Origin of the sequence: Neisseria sp. P0017.S009 (genome assembly GCF_051957375.1) — a bacterium.
GTDB lineage: Bacteria > Pseudomonadota > Gammaproteobacteria > Burkholderiales > Neisseriaceae > Neisseria > Neisseria perflava.
The window spans coordinates 54,936-72,645 of the sequence record NZ_JBQCWL010000007.1; the positions used below are offsets into that span (position 1 = coordinate 54,936).

Annotated in this window: 14 protein-coding genes; 3 read left to right on the forward strand and 11 right to left on the reverse strand. The window is 53.0% G+C overall.

What is annotated here, in order from left to right:
* Entirely contained in the window at positions 1-423 is a 423-nt protein-coding gene (locus ACTHTG_RS09080; RefSeq protein WP_070631759.1) for a very short patch repair endonuclease, read from the forward strand.
* Between the two features lie 22 nt (positions 424-445).
* On the opposite strand, the gene ACTHTG_RS09085 is transcribed toward ACTHTG_RS09080, so the two are convergent.
* From ACTHTG_RS09085 to ACTHTG_RS09110, 6 genes are all read right to left on the reverse strand, one after another.
* Positions 446-3,397: a DUF3418 domain-containing protein gene (locus ACTHTG_RS09085; protein WP_308538265.1), complete on the reverse strand. Its 2,952-nt coding sequence runs from the start codon at positions 3,395-3,397 to the stop codon at positions 446-448.
* A 66-nt stretch (positions 3,398-3,463) separates the two neighbouring features.
* A complete protein-coding gene (gene lpt3 / locus ACTHTG_RS09090; protein ID WP_004520229.1) occupies positions 3,464-5,041 on the reverse strand; it encodes a lipooligosaccharide phosphoethanolamine transferase in 1,578 nt (525 codons plus the stop codon).
* Positions 5,042-5,170: 129 nt separating this feature from the next.
* Entirely contained in the window at positions 5,171-6,565 is a 1,395-nt protein-coding gene (gene hrpA / locus ACTHTG_RS09095; RefSeq protein WP_004520228.1) for an ATP-dependent RNA helicase HrpA, read from the reverse strand.
* Between the two features lie 108 nt (positions 6,566-6,673).
* Positions 6,674-7,060, reverse strand: coding sequence for a ribosome silencing factor (rsfS, locus tag ACTHTG_RS09100; protein ID WP_002246503.1), 387 nt, complete (start codon positions 7,058-7,060; stop codon positions 6,674-6,676).
* A 58-nt stretch (positions 7,061-7,118) separates the two neighbouring features.
* Entirely contained in the window at positions 7,119-7,724 is a 606-nt protein-coding gene (gene nadD / locus ACTHTG_RS09105; RefSeq protein ID WP_004520227.1) for a nicotinate-nucleotide adenylyltransferase, read from the reverse strand.
* A gap of 18 nt (positions 7,725-7,742) precedes the next feature.
* On the reverse strand, positions 7,743-8,327 hold the full coding sequence (locus ACTHTG_RS09110) for a beta-class carbonic anhydrase (protein WP_049322449.1): 585 nt from the start codon (positions 8,325-8,327) through the stop codon (positions 7,743-7,745).
* Between the two features lie 120 nt (positions 8,328-8,447).
* On the opposite strand from ACTHTG_RS09110, the gene ACTHTG_RS09115 reads away from it, so the two are divergent.
* Both ACTHTG_RS09115 and ACTHTG_RS09120 read left to right on the forward strand, forming a co-directional pair.
* A complete protein-coding gene (locus tag ACTHTG_RS09115) occupies positions 8,448-9,338 on the forward strand; it encodes an NUDIX domain-containing protein (RefSeq protein WP_440360648.1) in 891 nt (296 codons plus the stop codon).
* Positions 9,339-9,353: 15 nt separating this feature from the next.
* On the forward strand, positions 9,354-10,295 hold the full coding sequence (locus ACTHTG_RS09120) for an ABC transporter ATP-binding protein (RefSeq protein ID WP_070695185.1): 942 nt from the start codon (positions 9,354-9,356) through the stop codon (positions 10,293-10,295).
* Between the two features lie 107 nt (positions 10,296-10,402).
* Here the strand turns inward: ACTHTG_RS09120 and ACTHTG_RS09125 are convergent, their stop codons facing one another.
* The 5 genes from ACTHTG_RS09125 to ACTHTG_RS09145 all read right to left on the reverse strand — a co-directional run bounded on the left by ACTHTG_RS09125 (position 10,403) and on the right by ACTHTG_RS09145 (position 17,586).
* On the reverse strand, positions 10,403-10,867 hold the full coding sequence (locus ACTHTG_RS09125) for a hypothetical protein (RefSeq protein WP_049336837.1): 465 nt from the start codon (positions 10,865-10,867) through the stop codon (positions 10,403-10,405).
* A gap of 69 nt (positions 10,868-10,936) precedes the next feature.
* Positions 10,937-13,768, reverse strand: coding sequence for a valine--tRNA ligase (locus ACTHTG_RS09130; protein WP_440360647.1), 2,832 nt, complete (start codon positions 13,766-13,768; stop codon positions 10,937-10,939).
* Between the two features lie 96 nt (positions 13,769-13,864).
* Entirely contained in the window at positions 13,865-14,674 is an 810-nt protein-coding gene (gene zupT, locus ACTHTG_RS09135; RefSeq protein WP_004520220.1) for a zinc transporter ZupT, read from the reverse strand.
* 180 nt (positions 14,675-14,854) lie between these two features.
* Positions 14,855-16,111: a D-amino acid dehydrogenase gene (locus ACTHTG_RS09140; RefSeq protein ID WP_004520219.1), complete on the reverse strand. Its 1,257-nt coding sequence runs from the start codon at positions 16,109-16,111 to the stop codon at positions 14,855-14,857.
* 83 nt (positions 16,112-16,194) lie between these two features.
* Positions 16,195-17,586, reverse strand: a complete 1,392-nt coding sequence (locus tag ACTHTG_RS09145; protein WP_004520217.1) for an alanine/glycine:cation symporter family protein — start codon at positions 17,584-17,586, stop codon at positions 16,195-16,197.
* Positions 17,587-17,710 lie beyond the last annotated feature (124 nt).

Below are 17,710 nucleotides of genomic sequence, written 5' to 3' on the forward strand. Positions count from 1 at the left end.
ATGTCTGATATCTTTACACCGTCCAAGCGTTCTTTGGTCATGTCAAAAATCCATAGCAAAGAAACCAAACCGGAAGTATTGGTAAGGAAATTTCTTTTTTCCCAAGGTTTCCGTTATCGGAAAAATGATAAGCGTTATACAGGCAAACCGGATATCGTTTTGCCAAAATATAAAACAGTCGTGTTTATACACGGCTGTTTTTGGCACGGGCACTCTTGCAGTAAAGGGCATATCCCGAAAAGCAATACGGATTTTTGGTTGGAAAAAATCACAAAAAATCGCGAACGTGATATTAAAAATGAAACCGAGCTGGAAAAGATTGGTTTTAAAGTGATTGTCGTTTGGGAGTGCGAATTAAAAAATAAAGCTATTTGTAGGGAGCGATTAAATCGGTTGGCCGAGGAAATAAAAGATGCCGTCTGAAAAAATCAGACGGCATTTTCCTTTAATTAAGACCCTCCCACTCCTTCATCAACCTCTTCACCGACACCGGATACGGTGTCTTCAATTCCTGTGCAAACAGCGACACCCTCAATTCTTCAATCATCCATTTAAACGCGGCAAGGCCGTCTGAAACGGGGAGGCCTTGTTTGATCAGGCTGTCTGTTTTTTCCTGCCACATTTGTTCCAGCTCTTGAATATCGGCTTCGCGGGCTGCGTCACGTGATGGGTTGCTGCTGTATTTTTCGAGGCGCAGGGTCATGGCTTTGAGGTAGATAGGGAGGCGTGGCCATTGTGCCCATGGGGTATGGCTGGCGAAGCCGGGGGCAAGCAGGGTTTGCAGGCGTAGTCTTAGGAGATGGGTCAATGGATGCTTGCCGAGTTTGCTATTCAGTTCGGCGTAGGCGGCGGCGGTTTCCTGCAGGTAGCGACTGAGGGCTTCTTTGACGGCGGGCAGCCGGCTGCGGGCGCGTTTGATTTGTTCTTTGAAGGCTTTTTCGTTGCGCGGCAGCTCGTCTTCGCCGATAAAGGCGCGGTCGCAGACGGCCTGTGTGAGGTCGTCGCGCAGGGTGTCGGCGTTGATGTGTTTGAGCAGCATGGCGGCTTGGGTAAAGCCTTGGATGCCTTTGTTCAGATCTTTTACCTGCTCTTTTAATTGCAGCTTCATCAATTCGATCACGCCTTGACGGTGTGCCTGTTCGGCGGCTTCGGTGGTGTCGAACAGGCGTAGGGCGATGCGGCCGTCTTTTTCTTTTTGCAGGCCGAGATAGCCGGTGAGCTGTTGCTTGCCGCGTGCGAATTTGATGGATTCGGGCAGGGTGCCGATGTCCCATGTGGTCACGTTGTCGCGCTCAAATTCTTGGGTGTTGTCGCGGAAAGTGACGGCGGCGGCTTGGCCGAGTTGTTGTTGCAATTCATGCAGTTTGCGGCCGCCGGCAAGCTCTTGTCCGCCGTCGTCGATAATGCGCAGATTCAGATAGCAGTGTTCGGGCAATTCTTGCGCCGCCCATGCGTCTTGGTCGATTTGCTCGAGAATCCGCATATCGCCGGCACTTTTGGCGATAAAGTGCGCCAACTGGGGAATGATGGCCGCTTGGCGGTCGGGATTGCTTTCGAGAAATTTGGTGATGAAATCGGGTACGGGCACGCAAATGCGGCGGATTTGCTTCGGCAGGGCTTTAATCAGCAGCTGGATTTTTTCGCGCAACATACCGGGCACCAGCCATTCGAGCGACGGCGCGTGCAGGCGGTTGAGGACGGTCAGCGGCACGGTCATGGTCACGCCGTCGAGCGGATGGTGCGGCTCGAAGCGGTAGGAAAGTTTGAACTTGCCGTCTGCGGTTTGCCAGAATTTGGGGAATTGCTCTTCGGTAATGTGTGCGGCGGCGTGTTGCATCAGATCGTCGCGGCTGAGGAACAGCAGGCGCGGATTGTCGCGCTCGGCGGTTTTGAGCCAGGCTTCAAAGGTGCGGATATCGGCAAGGGGCAAAGGTTTCAGACGGCCTTTTTGAGATGCAGGCTGCTTTTTGGGTTTGGGGTCGTCTGAAACATTTTGTAGGGTGTGTGAACTCGGTTCACGCTCGCGGCTGGACGCATCTTTGGAATCCGCGTGCGCAGCTTGCACCACACGCCCTGCGTTGCGCTGGTTTGCTTGTCCGTTTTGATCGGCCATTTTGTCCGACTGGGTTTGTCCGCCCTCTTCGCTTCCCCAAACGCCGCCTTTCGCGTCTTTCCACACCAGCTCGGGCAGGCGTTCGTTATAAAACGCAAACAGGGCTTCGTCATCGACCAATACGTCTTGCTTGCGCGATTTGTGTTCGAGTTCGGTAATTTCTTTAATCAGCTTTTTATTGTGTGCAAAAAAGGCCGTCTGAAGATTGCTTTCCTGCGCCACCAATGCGCCGCGGATAAAGATTTCGCGCGCTTCTTCGGGCGCAACTTTGCCGTAAGACACGGGGCGGCGCGGCAATACGGTCAGGCCGTAAAGCGTCACGCGTTCGCTGGCAACAACTTCGCCGCGTTTTTGTTCCCAGTGCGGCTCGAAATAATGATAGCGGACGAGGTGCGGCGCTTCCTGCTCGATCCATTCGGGCTGGATAACGGCGACGTCGCGCGCGTAAAGGCGCGTGGTTTCAACCAATTCTGCCGCCATCACCCATTTGGGTTTGGCTTTGAACAGGGCTGATGCCGGGAAAAGATGGAAACGGCTGCCGCGTGCGCCGGTATAGTCGTTGCCGTCAGGCGATTTCATGCCGACGTTGGCGATAAGGCCGGTCAGCAGGGCGCGATGGATTTGTTCGTAGCCGGCTTCTTTGGCGGCACGGATTTGGGCGCGGTGTTGTTTCTTATCCAGTTGTTTTTGTTTGAGTTTGGCCGCCAAATCTTGGTCGCCTTGGCTTTCAGACGGTCTTAATTGTTCTTGGGAAGGAGGTTGTCGAAACGCTGCTTCTTTAGTGGTCAAACCCATTTCAATCGCAGTTTGGGCAAGCTGGTGGTGCAGCTCGCGCCATTCGCGCATACGCAGGTGCGACAGGAAATATTGACGGCACCATTGCACCAGCTGCTTGTTAGACAAACCTTTGTCGCGCTCGCGCTGGAAGCTGTCCCAAATATTCAGATAGGCAAGAAAGTCAGATTGCTTATCGGTAAAGCGTTCATGCGCCTTGGCCGCGGCATCGCGCGCTTCCAACGGCCGCTCGCGCGGGTCTTGAATCGACAGTGCGGACGCGATCACCAATATTTCCGCCATGCAGTCGTGTTTCTTCGCCGCCAGTAAAATACGCGCGATTTTCGGGTCGATGGGCAGGCGCGCCATTTGTTCGCCGAGCTTGGTCAGACGGTAGCGCGTGTTGGCACCGATATGGCCTGAACTGTTTTGCAGGCCGTCTGAAATATTGGCTGGGTTGAATCGGGCATCAATGCCTGATCCGCGTACTTGGTTTTTCATATTTTGCATAGTCTTGTCAATCGGGCATCTATCCCCGACATCATCTAAATTTGTCTTTATTGGTTTTCACGCCGCTTATTGTGGATAAACATATTCCGCCTTGCCATCGCGAATGTTCAAGCTGCCTGCATCGCCTGTAATCAGGTTGCCCGTTACCGAGCCTTCACTACAACCTGAAACCGGCATATCGTAGCCCAGTGTGTGAATCAAAAACGTTGAAAGCTGCTGATGGAAGGCAATCTCGCAAGGTGTAAAAGCTTGGTTGGCAGCCTGTTGCACGGCCTTATCCGGGCTGTACAACACCAGCGGCACAAGATAGCTGTCGGGCTGTACCGTGCCTTGATTGTAGGTATCTTGGCGTACATACTGACCATGATCGGAGGTATAGGCAAACAGCCAGTTGCCGTCAGGCTGCTTTTGCAGCTGCTCGAATACGGTTTGAATCATTTGGTCGGTTTTATGGATGGTGTTGTCGTACTTGTCCACAATATTGGCCTCGCCGAATACTTTATCTTGAGGCTGCAACAATGCACCGTATGGGACGTGCGAACCGCGTTGGTGCAACACGATAAAATGCTTGCCCTGCTGCAAATTGATTTTGTCAAACAGCGGCAGCAGTTTCTCATCGGGCATATTGTCGCCGTTGCCGTAGCCAAGCTGCGTCGGCTGAATCAGATGGTCTATCCATTTCTTACCGATTAAGTTCAAAATCGCCATCTCGTTTTCCGCCTGCGCGCTGTAAAAATACGTTTCATAGCCCTGCTCTTTAGCGAGGCGGAACATATTGGTATCGCCGCTGCTGATTTGCTCGTAGCCGTTGGCATGCGGTATCGCATTAAAAAAGCTGGGCAGGGACACAGCCGTCATCAAAGCGGCGGAATAGCTTTGTTTCACAATCGGCTTAAATTCGGCTTGCGACAGCTGGGTCAAAAATGGCGAAGTTTCGCGTCCGTAACCAAACAGTTTCAAATGCGTCGCGCTTTCACTTTCGCCCATAATCAGGACGATATTTTGAACACTGCCCTGCCCGATTTTGCTTGGCGCAGACTGTTTGAACACAGGAATCTTGCTTAAATCAAACAACTGATACGGCAACACGCGTCCGATAAAATAGCCAAAGCTGAAATAATTGGCTTTGATGCGGCTGTATGTTGGTTTGGGCGAAATACCGTGTTCCTGCGTCGTACTGAATGAACGTCCAAAAATCAGCAACATCGCCGCAATAAACAAAATATCGGCAGCAAAATGCGTCTTACGGCGGAACTTGGCAAGGCTGCAAAACAGCACGACTTCCAACACGCCCCACAACACAGGCAGCCACAACTTATCCAACATCGACGCGCCCGCGCTGCCAACTTCGGTAACCTCTTTCAGCATCAGCCAATAATTAATGCCCGTTATCCAACTTTGATAAACCGCGTAATGCACATTGTTGGCAATGATGCTGAGCGCAAAAAACAACGCAATCAGCAACCGTGAAGCCTTATAACGCGCAAACAGATACAGCGCAGCAATCACAAATGTCAGCGCAAACGTTTCTGCAATTTTTGCCGCCGGCAGAGTTTCAATTCCGAATACAAAGCGATAGGCAATTTCGCTGGCAGTAAGTAAAGACGAATACAGAACAAGCGTGAGGAAAGATTTTTTCATCATTAATATTTCACAATAAAAAATTTACCGATTGAGTTTTAAAACCCAATATTCCCTTTTCAATAGTTTTTAGTTTCTCAATGATTTAGGCCGTCTGAAAATGAAACATAATCTACCATTTTCTTTTACTTTTCAGATGGCCTCCACCGCACCCAACTCCAGTAATACCTGAAAACCGTCATTGATATACCGCGAATCGGGCATTTCTAAAAATGGGAATGCTGCTACGTCGCCCAAGTTCAGCGATGCCATGCGTAGGATGACGGCGGCTAGGTTGCTGCGGACGATTTCGGGGGCGGTAAATTCGGGGCGGCTGTTGAAATCTTCTTCTGAAAACAGTCGGATACACACGCCTGCGGAGACGCGTCCGCAGCGACCGGAGCGTTGGCAGGCGGCAGCTTGGGAGATTTTTTCGACATGAAGCTGCTCCACTTTCGCCCGTGCGGAATAGCGTTTGACGCGCGCGAGGCCGGTGTCGATGACGTATTTAATGCCCGGTACGGTGAGCGAGGTTTCGGCGACGTTGGTTGCCAGCACGATGCGGCGTTTTGCGCCTGATGGGTGGAAGATTTTGTGCTGCTCGGCGTGCGACAGGCGTGCGAATAGGGGCAGGATTTCGTCGTTGCGGCGCAGCGTGGATTTGCGCAGGGCTTCGGCGGCTTCGCGGATTTCGCGCTCGCCCGGCAGGAACACCAAAATATCGCCTTCGCCATAGCGTACCAATTCGTCGGCTGCATCGACAATTGCGTCGGTCAGCTCGACTTCTGCGTCGTCTTCGTCTTTGCTGGTCAGCGGTCGGTAGAGGATTTCGACGGGATACGTCCGTCCGCTCACTTCTAAAACAGGGGCACCGTTGAAGTGTTGGGAGAAGCGTTCTGCATCTATCGTTGCCGAGGTGATGATGACTTTCAAATCAGGGCGGCGCGGCAGCAGCTGTTTCAAATAGCCCAAGAGGAAGTCGATGTTCAGGCTGCGTTCGTGCGCTTCGTCGATGATAATCGTGTCGTATGCGGCGAGATAATGGTCGGTCTGGGTTTCTGCCAGCAGGATGCCGTCGGTCATCAACTTGACGCAGGCATCGCGCGAGGTGTGGTCGGTAAAGCGCACTTTATAGCCGACCGCGTTGCCGATTTCGGATTTCAGCTCTTCGGCAATCCGCTCTGCTACGGAACGCGCAGCCAAACGGCGCGGCTGGGTATGCCCGATCAATCCTGCCGCCCCACGCCCGAGTTCCAAACAAATCTTGGGCAACTGCGTGGTTTTGCCCGAACCGGTTTCGCCGCAAATAATCGTTACCTGATTTTCGGCAATGGCTTTTTTGATTTCGTCGAGCTTTTCGTGAACGGGCAGCGTGTTGTCGAATTCGGGCTTGGGCAGTTTGGACAGGCGTTGCAGATAGAGGTCGTGCGATTTTTTGTATTTTTCCTCAACCTTGGCCAGGCCGCCGTATTTATTGGGGTTCTTAAAGGCAGATCGCAGAAAATGGCGGTCTTTGGAGAGGGTTTGGGCGAAATCGGGTTGCGGCATGATGGTGCAATGAATTAAATAATGTGAAAAGAATGGAATTATAGCAAAAGGCCGTCTGAAACTTGCTTGCTTTCAAGTTTCAGACGGCCTTTGTATGGATAAACCGTTTTAGTCGGCGGCGTGCCAAGGTTTTTGCATACCGGCGTGGAAACTCGGTTTTTCTCCGCCCCACAAGGTGTCGATGTCGTAGAAGTCGCGCACGGCAGGGAGCATGACGTGGACAACGAGGTCGCCTGCGTCGACAAGCGTCCATTCGCCGCTGTCGCCTTCGGTGCTGAGGATTTCAAAACCGGCTTCTTTCAAATCGACGGCAACGTTATTTGCCAGTGCTTTGACTTGGCGTGTGCTGTCGCCGCTGGCAATAATCATGCGGGCGAACAGGGAGGTTTTGTCTTGGGTTTCCAAAACAGAGATGTCTTTGGCTTTAATGTCTTCGAGGGCGTTTACGGCCACTTCGACCATTTTTTGCAGGTCTTGCAATTCTTGTTCGTTCATTATTTTCCTAGTTGAAATGTTTTCAGACGGCATTATAGCTTATCTGCCTGAATAAACGCTATTTTCCATAGAGTTTGTGTTGGCGGATGTATTGGGCGACCGGTTGCGGCAGGCCGTCTGAATGGTGGGTTTTGGCGAGATCGGCACGGATTTGGGTGGAGCTGGTGTTGTGCAGCGGCGCGTTGAGGATGCGGACGCTGCCGTTTTGCAGGGCTTCGCCGAGCCATGCGTGCAATTCGCGCGGGGTTTTGTTGAGGTTGTCGCCTTGGCGCATGGCGATGGCGATATGGGTCTGGCGCACGAGGGTTTGCCATTTTTTCCATGTGTGCAGCTGCATCAGGCTGTCGCTGCCCATCAGCCACCACAGTTGCGCGCCAGGAAACTGCTGGCGGAAGATTTGGACGGTGTCAAACGTATAAGTCGCGCCGTCGCGGACGATGTCGCAGTCACTGGCGGCGAATTTCGGCTCGTCGGCGATGGCGAGTTCGACCATATTGAGGCGCTCTTGTGCCGGCGTGCGCGTGCTGTCTTTGTGGTACGGGTCGCCTGCCGGCAGGAAGACGACAAGGTCCAAACTGATTTCGTCGGCGAAGGCGCGGGCGATGTGGAGGTGGCCGTTGTGGATGGGGTCAAACGTGCCGCCGAATAATCCGATGTTTTTCATTTCGTGGTGGTGTCTGCGTTAGATGTTTTGGCCGTCTGAAGCAGGCAGGCTGCCGTCAACAATCAGGTTGAGCTTGCCTGTGGTCGGGTGGATGACCAGGCCGTGGATGGCGATGTTGTCGGGCATCAGCGGATGTTTGCGAATCAGCTCGACGGTATGGCGCACGCTGTCTTCGACGTTGTCAAAACCGGTCAGCCAGCCGTCCAAATCGATACCAGCATTACGCAGGGTTTCGATGCGGTCGTCGGGGATATTGCTGTCGTGTACGCGTTGGAGGAACTCTTCGGCATGCAATCCGCGCATACCGCAGTCGTGGTGGGCAATGACCATGATTTCTTTGACTTTGAGTTCAAATACGGCGACCAACAAACTGCGCATCACCGAACCCCAAGGGTGGGTCACCAACGCGCCGGCGTTTTTGATGAGCTTGGCGTCACCGTTTTTCAAGCCCAACGCATTGGGCAGCAGCTCGATAATGCGTGCGTCCATGCAGGAAAGAATGGCCAGCTCGCGGCCGGGGTATTTGTTGGTAAAGTATTTTTCGTATTCGCCCGTTTCGACGAAATGTTGGTTATAGGCGAGGATTTCGCTCAATTCGCTCATGATGTGCTCGTTTCGGATGGTTTACTCTATTATAGCGGTTTTCGGGTAGTGCGGTTGTTTTGCAAATTCGCCGTAAACGGCTAAAATCGACGTATCTTTAGTTCTTTTGGAGGATGCGCCATGTCTCAGTCTTTCCGTTTTGAACAAGTATTCACACCCGATGTCCACGACGCATTGTGGGATTGGGCGCAGACAAGCTATGGCGCATCCGACGATTGGTGCATTCTGTATCTCAACGGCCTGCCTTTAGGCCGTCTGAACCCATTATGGCGCGAACGCCTCGGGCAAGATTGGACAGGCAGGCAGTCAACCCTTTCAGACGGCCTGAATTTGGAAACAGACAGCTGGGCTCAGATGGGCGACAGTTTACAAACGCTGGCGCAACAATGGCGCGAGTGCGGTTGGCTCAAAGGTTGGCGCGGTGAAAAGTTCGACATCTGCGACCAGTCGGGCAAGCCTTTATGCGCACTCGAACGCGCAGCCTTCCGTCCGTTCGGCCTGATGAGTCAGGCAGTGCATTTGAACGGATTGGTCGAAACAGAAGACGGTTTGCGCTTTTGGATAGGCCGCCGCAGTCCGCACAAAGCCGTCGATCCAAACAAACACGACAATCTGACCGGCGGCGGCATCAGCAGCGGCGAGAGGCCGTCTGAAGCCGTCTGCCGCGAAGGCGAAGAAGAAGCCGGCATTCCCGCTTCGTTAACACCCCATATCCGACCGACCGCCCAAATATATAGTTTGCGCCCCGTTAATCGCGGTGTCCACAACGAAATCCTGTATATCTTCGACATCGTCCTGCCCGAAGGCTTCCAACCCGCCAACCAAGACGGCGAAGTCGCCGGTTTTGAACTGATGGACATCCCTACTCTGCTCGATGCCATGTTGGGCGGACACATGATGCACGATGCCCAGCTGGTCACGATCGAAGCCTGCCGTCGATACGGCCTGATCGACCCCAAACATCCGCTGTCCGCATGGCTCGACAGCATCCGTTGCCGACCCCATTTTTAAAGGCCGTCTGAAACCATGTTGCAACTCAAAAACATCAACAAACGCTTCGGCAGCAAAACCGTTGCCCAAGACATTAATCTAAACGTCGAAGCAGGCGAAATCCTCGCCGTACTCGGCCGCTCCGGCTGCGGCAAATCCACCCTGCTCAAAACCATCGTCGGCCTGGTGCGTCCCGACAGCGGCGAAGTCTGGCTCAACGGCGACAACATCACCGACATGCCGTCTGAAAAGCGCAATATCTCGCTGATGTTTCAAGACTACGCCCTTTTGCCGCATTTAACCGCCCTCGACAACGTCGGTTTCGGCCTCAAAATGCGCCGCCTGCCCAAAGCCGAAATCGAAGAACAATCCATGCAGGCCTTGCGCGACATCGGTTTGGAACACGAAGCGCAACGCAAACCCGAAAGCCTCTCCGGCGGCGAACAGCAACGCCTCGCCCTCGCACGCGCCCTCATCACGCGCCCGTCGCTGTTGCTCTTGGACGAAGCCTTCTCCAGCCTCGACACCCACCTGCGCCGCCACCTGCGCACCCTGACCGCCGAACGCATCCGCAGTCAAAACATCCCCGCCATCCTCGTGACCCACTCCGCCGAGGAAGCCTGCACCATGGCCGACACCATCGCCATCATGCACGAAGGCCGCATCCTCCAACACGGCACGCCGGAAACCCTTATCCACCGCCCCGTCAACGCCCAAGCCGCCCTACTGCTCGGTTTGGCCAACACCGGCGACACACGCTACATTCCCCAACACGCCATTCGATTCGACCCAGACGGCACGGCCGTCCGCATCAGCGAAGCCGTTCCCCTCGCCGAAGGCACACGCCTCACCCTCGCCCATCCGCAATACGGCGATTTGATTTGGTATCCCCACGCTGACCACGATACGGACAAACCGCAAACCGGACAGGAAATCCGCATCAGCGTGGATGAAAGTCAGATCGTTTGGTTTGATTGAATTTGATGGATTAAGAAAAAGAAAAAGGCCGTCTGAAAATTAAGTTTCAGACAGCCTTTGTTATCTAGCCATCAATCAAACAAACCTATCTGACCTATGGTCGCTTTTTACTTCACTTTCGTACATACCTCACGGGCAGTCCCGTCTTCAAACACCAATTTGCCTGTTTTATCCAGTTGATAAACCTCGTCTTCACCGGGCTTGTCCATCTGCGCGACCAATCCGGTGTATATCATACTTTCCAAGAATTGGCCGTCTTCTGATTCTTCCAACCATGCCAATGTTTCAGGGCTGTGGAGTCGTGAAACTTCACTGTACTTGATTTGGCTTTGAGTTAAGGCATTGTTCGCAAAACGCCATTTACCCCCACCAACAACATGGTATGCCAAAACATTGCCGTCATCGTCCACTTTGAGCTTAGCGTCGCCACGGAAACTGTCGTCCTGAAGATATTCGACTTTTGTATCACTCTGAATGTTTTCATCAGAGCCAACGCAATGCCATGTACCGACAATTGGAGAAGCCAGAGCAGTTGTTGCGGATAAAAGCACCGGCAGAATAAAGAGTTTCATCTATTTCCTTTTTTTAAAGAGGCCGTCTGAAAAAACATTTTTCAGACGGCCTTGTCTATTCAATCAAAATCAGTCTTTCAACTTCGCCAACTGAGTTTGAACTTTCGCCATTTTGTCTTCCAATTCCGCCAAATCGGCTTTGTCTTTTTCCACCAAATGCGCCGGGGCTTTTTCGGTGTAGCCGGGTTTGGAGAGTTTGGCATTGAGTTTGTCCAAGGCTTTTTGCAGCTTCTCGGCTTCTTTGCTCAAACGGGCGGTTTCGGCGGCTTTATCGATTTCGACTTTCAGCATCAGGCGCGCACCGTTGCAGACAGCGACAGGTGCATCTTCTGCTTCGGGCAGGCTGTCCACCAGCTTGGCTTCGGTCAGTCGGGTCAGCGACGGCAGGTATTTGAGCAGGCCTTCGAGTTCTGCGCTGCCTTCGACAAAGAGCGGTGCTTTGACGTTTGGCGCAACACCCATTTCGCCGCGGAGTTTGCGCACTTCTTCCACCAAGTCTTTCAATGCGGCCATTTTGTCGAAGGCCGTCTGAACGATTTGTTCTTTATCGGCTTGCGGATAGGCGGCCAACATGATGCTGTCGGCGGTTTTGGCATTCGCCAGAGGCGCAACGACCTGCCACAGCTCTTCGGTAATGAACGGCATGATTGGGTGCAGCAGGCGCAGGATGGTTTCGAGTACGCGCACGAGGGTGCGGCGTGTGGTGCGCTGGGTTGTCGGGCAGCCGGTTTGGATTTGCACTTTTGCCAGCTCGATGTACCAGTCGCAATATTCGTTCCACACGAATTCGTACAGCGTTTGCGCGGCAAGGTCGAAGCGGTAGGTTTCAAAGGCTTCGGCAACGGCGGCTTCGGCTTGTTGCAGTTTGCCGATAATCCATTGGTCGGCAAAGGTAAACGCCAACGGCTGCATTTCGTCTTGACCGCAGTCTTTGTCTTCGGTGTTCATCAACACGAAGTTGGTAGCGTTCCACAATTTATTGCAGAAATTGCGGTAGCCTTCGGCGCGTTTGAAGTCGAAGTTGACGCTGCGGCCGAGGCTGGCGTAGCTCGCCATGGTGAAGCGCAATGCGTCCGCGCCCATGCTCGGAATGCCTTCGGGGAAAAGTTTTTTCGTGGCTTCTTCCACTTTCGGCGCGGTTTCGGGTTTGCGCAAGCCGGTGGTACGTTTCACCAGCAGTTTTTCCAAGTCGATACCGTCGATCAAATCCACAGGGTCGATGACGTTGCCTTCGGATTTGGACATTTTTTTGCCTTCGTGGTCGCGCACGATGCCATGGATGTACACGTCTTTAAACGGTACTTTGCCGGTGAAGTGGGTGGTCATCATAATCATGCGCGCGACCCAGAAGAAGATAATTTCATAGCCGGTGACCAAGACATTGGACGGCAGGAAGGCTTTGAGTTCGTCGGTTTCAGACGGCCAGCCCAGTGTAGAGAACGGCACGAGCGCGGAGGAAAACCATGTATCCAATACGTCTTCTTCGCGGGTCAAACCGGTTTTGCCGGCTTGTTTTTCGGCTTCTTCCTGATTGCGGGCGACGTAAACATTGCCTTCGTTGTCGTACCATGCAGGAATTTGATGCCCCCACCAAAGTTGGCGCGAGATACACCAGTCTTGGATGTTGTTCATCCATTGGTTGTAGGTGTTGACCCAGTTTTTAGGGATAAAGCGTACTGCGCCGCTGTCGACGGCTTTTTTGGCTTTGTCGGCAAGGCTCAAGCCTTTGAATTCGCTGTCAGGCTCGCCGCCGTTTGGCGTGGCGGACATGGCGACAAACCATTGGCTGGTCAGCATCGGCTCAATGACCGAACCTGTACGGTCGCCTTTCGGCGTCATCAGCGTGTGCGGTTTGATTTCGACCAAGAAGCCTTGTTCCTGCAAATCGGCAACCATTTGTTTGCGCGCGACAAAGCGGTCCAAGCCTGCGTATTTTTCAGGCAGGGCAAAGCCTGGTTGCGCTTCGCCTTTGAAGTTAAACACTTCGGCGTTTGCCAGCACTTTGGCTTCCAAATCGAACACATTAACCAAACGCGTGTCGTGGCGTTTGCCGACTTCGTAGTCGTTGAAGTCGTGCGCAGGCGTAATTTTCACGCAGCCTGTGCCGAAATCTTTTTCAACGTATTCGTCGGCAATCACGGGGATGGTGCGGCCGGTCAGCGGCAGGATTAATTCTTTGCCGATTAAGTGGGTATAACGTTCGTCTTCGGGATTGACGGCAACGGCAACGTCGCCCAGCAGCGTTTCGGGGCGGGTGGTCGCCACGATAACGGCTTCGGCGGGATTGTCCGCCAGCGGATAGCGGATGTGCCACATAGAGCCTTGTTCTTCCACGCTTTCCACTTCCAAATCCGATACCGCCGTGCCAAGCACGGGATCCCAGTTCACCAAGCGTTTGCCGCGGTAAATCAAGCCCTGTTCATACAGGCGCACAAACACTTCGGTCACGGTTTCGGCACGCACGTCGTCCATCGTGAAATATTCGCGCGTCCAGTCGGCAGAGCAGCCCACGCGGCGCATTTGCTGGGTAATCGTACCGCCGGAAACTTCTTTCCATTCCCACACTTTTTCCAAGAATTTTTTGCGACCCAAGTCATGACGGGACACGTTTTGCGCGGCAAGCTGACGCTCGACCACGATTTGCGTGGCGATGCCCGCGTGGTCGGTGCCGGGAATCCAGGCGGTGTTACAGCCTTTCATACGGTAGTAGCGGGTCAGACCGTCCATGATGGTTTGGTTGAAGGCATGGCCCATGTGCAGCGTGCCGGTTACATTGGGCGGCGGCAGTTGGATGGAGAAAGACGGTTTCGTCAAATCCATATCAGGCTGGAAATAGCCTTGCTCTTCCCAGTTTTGATAATGTTTGGATTCGATTTCGGCTGGATTGTATTTGTCTAACATGATGGAACTTTGTGAAATTAAGGTTATTTTTGATGTGCGGATTATAACGCAAAAAGGCCGTCTGAATCATTTCAGACGGCCTTTGGCATACGGGTTTTAAAAATGGAACAATACCAGGCTGACGGCAATCACCGCCATGCCCGTTGTCAGGCCGTAAACGGTTTCGTGGCCGTCTGAATAACGTTTGGCGGCCGGCAGCAGCTCGTCCAACGCCAAAAACACCATCACGCCGGCTATCACGCCGAACACCGAACCAAACACGGCAGGCGACAAAAACGGCTGTAAAATCAAATAGCCCAAAGCCGCACCCAAAGGCTCGGCCAAGCCGGATAGCAGGCACGCCCATACCGTTTTCTTACGGCTTCGGGTGGCAAAATAAACCGGCGCGGCAATGGAAATGCCCTCCGGAATATTATGGATGGCAATCGCCAAGGCCAAAGGCATCCCGACCGCCGGATTTTCCAAGGTGGCAAAAAATGTCGCCAAGCCTTCGGGGAAATTGTGCGCCGTAATCGCAAACGCCGCCATCATGCCGACTCGCGCAATATGGCGGCGTTTGCTTTCTTGAAACGATGGGTCTTGCGCGTCCAAGGTTTCATGCGGGTTCGGCACCAGGCGGTCAATCAGCGCGATGCCGCCCATCCCAGCCAAAAATGCCATGGTCGCCGCCGCAAACGCGTGGTCTTTATCATAAATTTCAGCGAACGCCTCACTGGATTTACTGAAAATTTCCGTCAGGGAAACATACACCATCGCACCGCCGGCAAATGCCAAACCAAACGACAACACACGCGGATTGGGCGTTTTGGAAAACATCACCAAGCCGCTGCCTAATACGGTAAACAAACCGGCAGCCAACGTGATGGAAAAGGCAACGGCCAAATTGGACATCGAAAAATCGGGCATGAGAAAACCTGCGCTAAAAGCTGGGACAGGTTCAGACTAACACTTTTTAATGCGCATGATAATAGTTATTATTTATTTTATTGATTAAATACCCGGATTTTGAAACAAAAGGCCGTCTGAAAAATAATTTTCAGACGGCCTTTAAATTTGAAATGCCGCTAAACCTTATCGCTTTTCAGCTTAAGCCTGATAGCGTGACAGGCTCAAATCGTCGCTTCGGATTTCGGTATCTTTGCCGCTCACGATATCGGCGGTTAATTTTGCCGAACCCAGCGACATGGTCCAGCCTAAAGTGCCGTGGCCGGTATTCAGGAAGAGATTATCAAAGCGGGTGCGCCCGATTAACGGTGTGCTGTCGGGCGTCATCGGTCTGAGGCCGCTCCAGAACAATGCCTGACTCAAATCGCCGCCTTCTGGGAACAAGTCGTTGACGACCAAAGCCAAGGTTTCGCGGCGTTTTTCGGGCAGTTTGATTTCGTAGCCCGACAATTCCGCCATGCCGCCGACGCGGATTCTGTTGTCAAAGCGCGTGATGGCGACTTTGTAGCTCTCATCTAAAACGGTGGACACCGGCGCGCCGTCTGAATTGGTGACCGGCAGGGTCAAGGAATAGCCTTTGACGGGATAAATCGGCAGATTGAGATCCAACTGCGCCAACACAGTCCTGCTAAAGCAGCCGAGCGCGCAGACAACGGCATCTGCTTCAAACCGCCCTGTTTCGGTTTCAACGGCTTTGATGCGCAGCCCATTGTGGTCGATGCGGCTGATGGTTTGGTTGAAGTGGAACTGTATGCCCTTTTCTTGACACAATTTGTATAGGTTTTCAGTGAAGAGGTGGCAGTCGCCGGTCGCGTCCGCAGGTAGGTGCAGGCCGCCGGCAATTTTGGTGGTAACGCGCGCCAGCGCAGGCTCAAACTCTGCGCATTCTTCGGGTTTCAGACGGCGGTACGGTACGCCGTAGCGTTCCAAAACGGCAATGTCTTGTTCTGCCGCTTCGACTTCTTTGGCTTGGCGGAAAATCTGCAACGTCCCTTTTTTGCGCCCTTCAAAATTCATGCCGGTTTGCGCTTCAAAACGGCGGAACATTTCACGGCTGTATTCGGAAATCCTGACCATGCGCTCTTTATTGATTTGATAGCGCGCTGCCGTGCAGTTTTGCAGCATTTGCCACAGCCATTCGATTTGATACAGGCTGCCGTCAGGGCGAAACAGCAAAGGCGGATGGCTTTTAAACAGCCATTTCAGCGCTTTGGTCGGGATACCGGGTGCAGCCCAAGGCGTGGTATAGCCGTAGGAAAGCTGGCCGGCATTGGCAAAACTGGTTTCCATCGCCACGCCCTCGGCGCGGTCGATGACCGTTACTTCATGTCCTGCCTCTGCCAGATACCACGCGGAAGATACGCCGGCAACACCAGCACCTAAAACAAGCACTTTCATTTTTCTCCTCCTCTGACTTTTTTCAAAACAAACTTAATATACATCGGGCCGTCTGAATGTTCATATTCAGACGGCCTTGGATATTAATGCGGCAATTCGCCGTTTTTGATTTTTTGTTTGAAGTCGCGCGTTTCATTGACGATGACTTTCGCCATCAACAGAAGCGCAATCAGGTTGGGCAATGCCATCAAGCCGTTAAATGTGTCCGAAGCCAGCCACACCAAATCAAGGCTCAATACGGTACCCAGCATGACGGAAGAGACGTAACCCACGCGGTACAAACCGGCAAACTTCTCGCCGAAGACGTAAACCGCGCATTTCTCGCCGTAATAACACCAGCCGAGAATGGTTGAGTAGGCAAAGAAAATCAGGCCGATGGTGACAATCCAGCCGCCGATGCCGGGCAGCATTTTTTGGAAAGTAACGGTTGTCAGCGCCGCGCCGCTCAATTCAGGTTTCACAAACTCGCCGCCTGCGCCGAGCAGACCCATGACCAACACGATACCGGTAATCGAGCAGACAACGATGGTGTCCAAAAAAGTACCGGTCATGGAAACCAAAGCCTGACGGACGGGGTGGTCGGTTTTCGCGGCGGCGGCGGCAATCGGCGCAGAACCCATACCCGCCTCATTGGAGAACACTCCGCGTGCCACGCCGTAGCGGATGACCGTACCGATAGCGCCGCCGGCCACGGCTTGCGCACTAAACGCATCGGAGAAAATCAGTTTGACGGCAGGCATCAGCACATCGGAATTAATCGCGATAATGGCAATACCGCCTACTACATAAAACACTGCCATGGCAGGCACGATAAAGGACGCGGCTTTGGCGATGCCCTTAATGCCGCCCAAAAGCACGATGGCCGTTAATACAGTCAATATCACACCGGTGTAGGCAGGTTCGACGCCGAAGCTGGTTTGCACTGCCTGCGCAACCGAGTTGGACTGCACCGAGCTGCCGATACCGAAGGAAGCGAATGTGCCGAACAGCGCAAACGCGACGGCCATCCATTTCCAGTTTTTGCCCAAGCCTTTTTCGATGTAATACATCGGGCCGCCGGACATTTCGCCTTTGGAATTGGTGACGCGGTATTTCACCGCCAACACGCCCTCGCCGTATTTGGTGGCCATACCGAAAATGGCGGTCATCCACATCCAAAATACTGCGCCCGGACCGCCGGTTACCACCGCAGTCGCCACACCGGCAATGTTACCCGTACCGATGGTGGCAGACAGCGCGGTCATCAACGCCGCAAAATGGGAAATATCGCCTTCGTGGTCTTCGCCGTCTTCATGCTTCTTTGACGGCATAAACGCCTGTTTCAGCGCATAACCCAACATGGTGAACTGCAAGCCTTTCAGCAAAACGGTCAGCAAAATGCCCGTACCGACCAGCAGCATCAACATAATAGGTCCCCAGACCCAGCCGCTGATGGTTTCGAAAAAGGCTTTGAGATTGTCTAAAAACAATTGCATGGCTTTCTCCTTTGTCTGTTTTATTTTTTATGCACTACTTTTTGTAGTGTCATGTAATTTCAGCACAGAATATTCAATAAGACAATATCTTTCTTTTTAAAAAGATTTTTGAGGTTTTACCCTA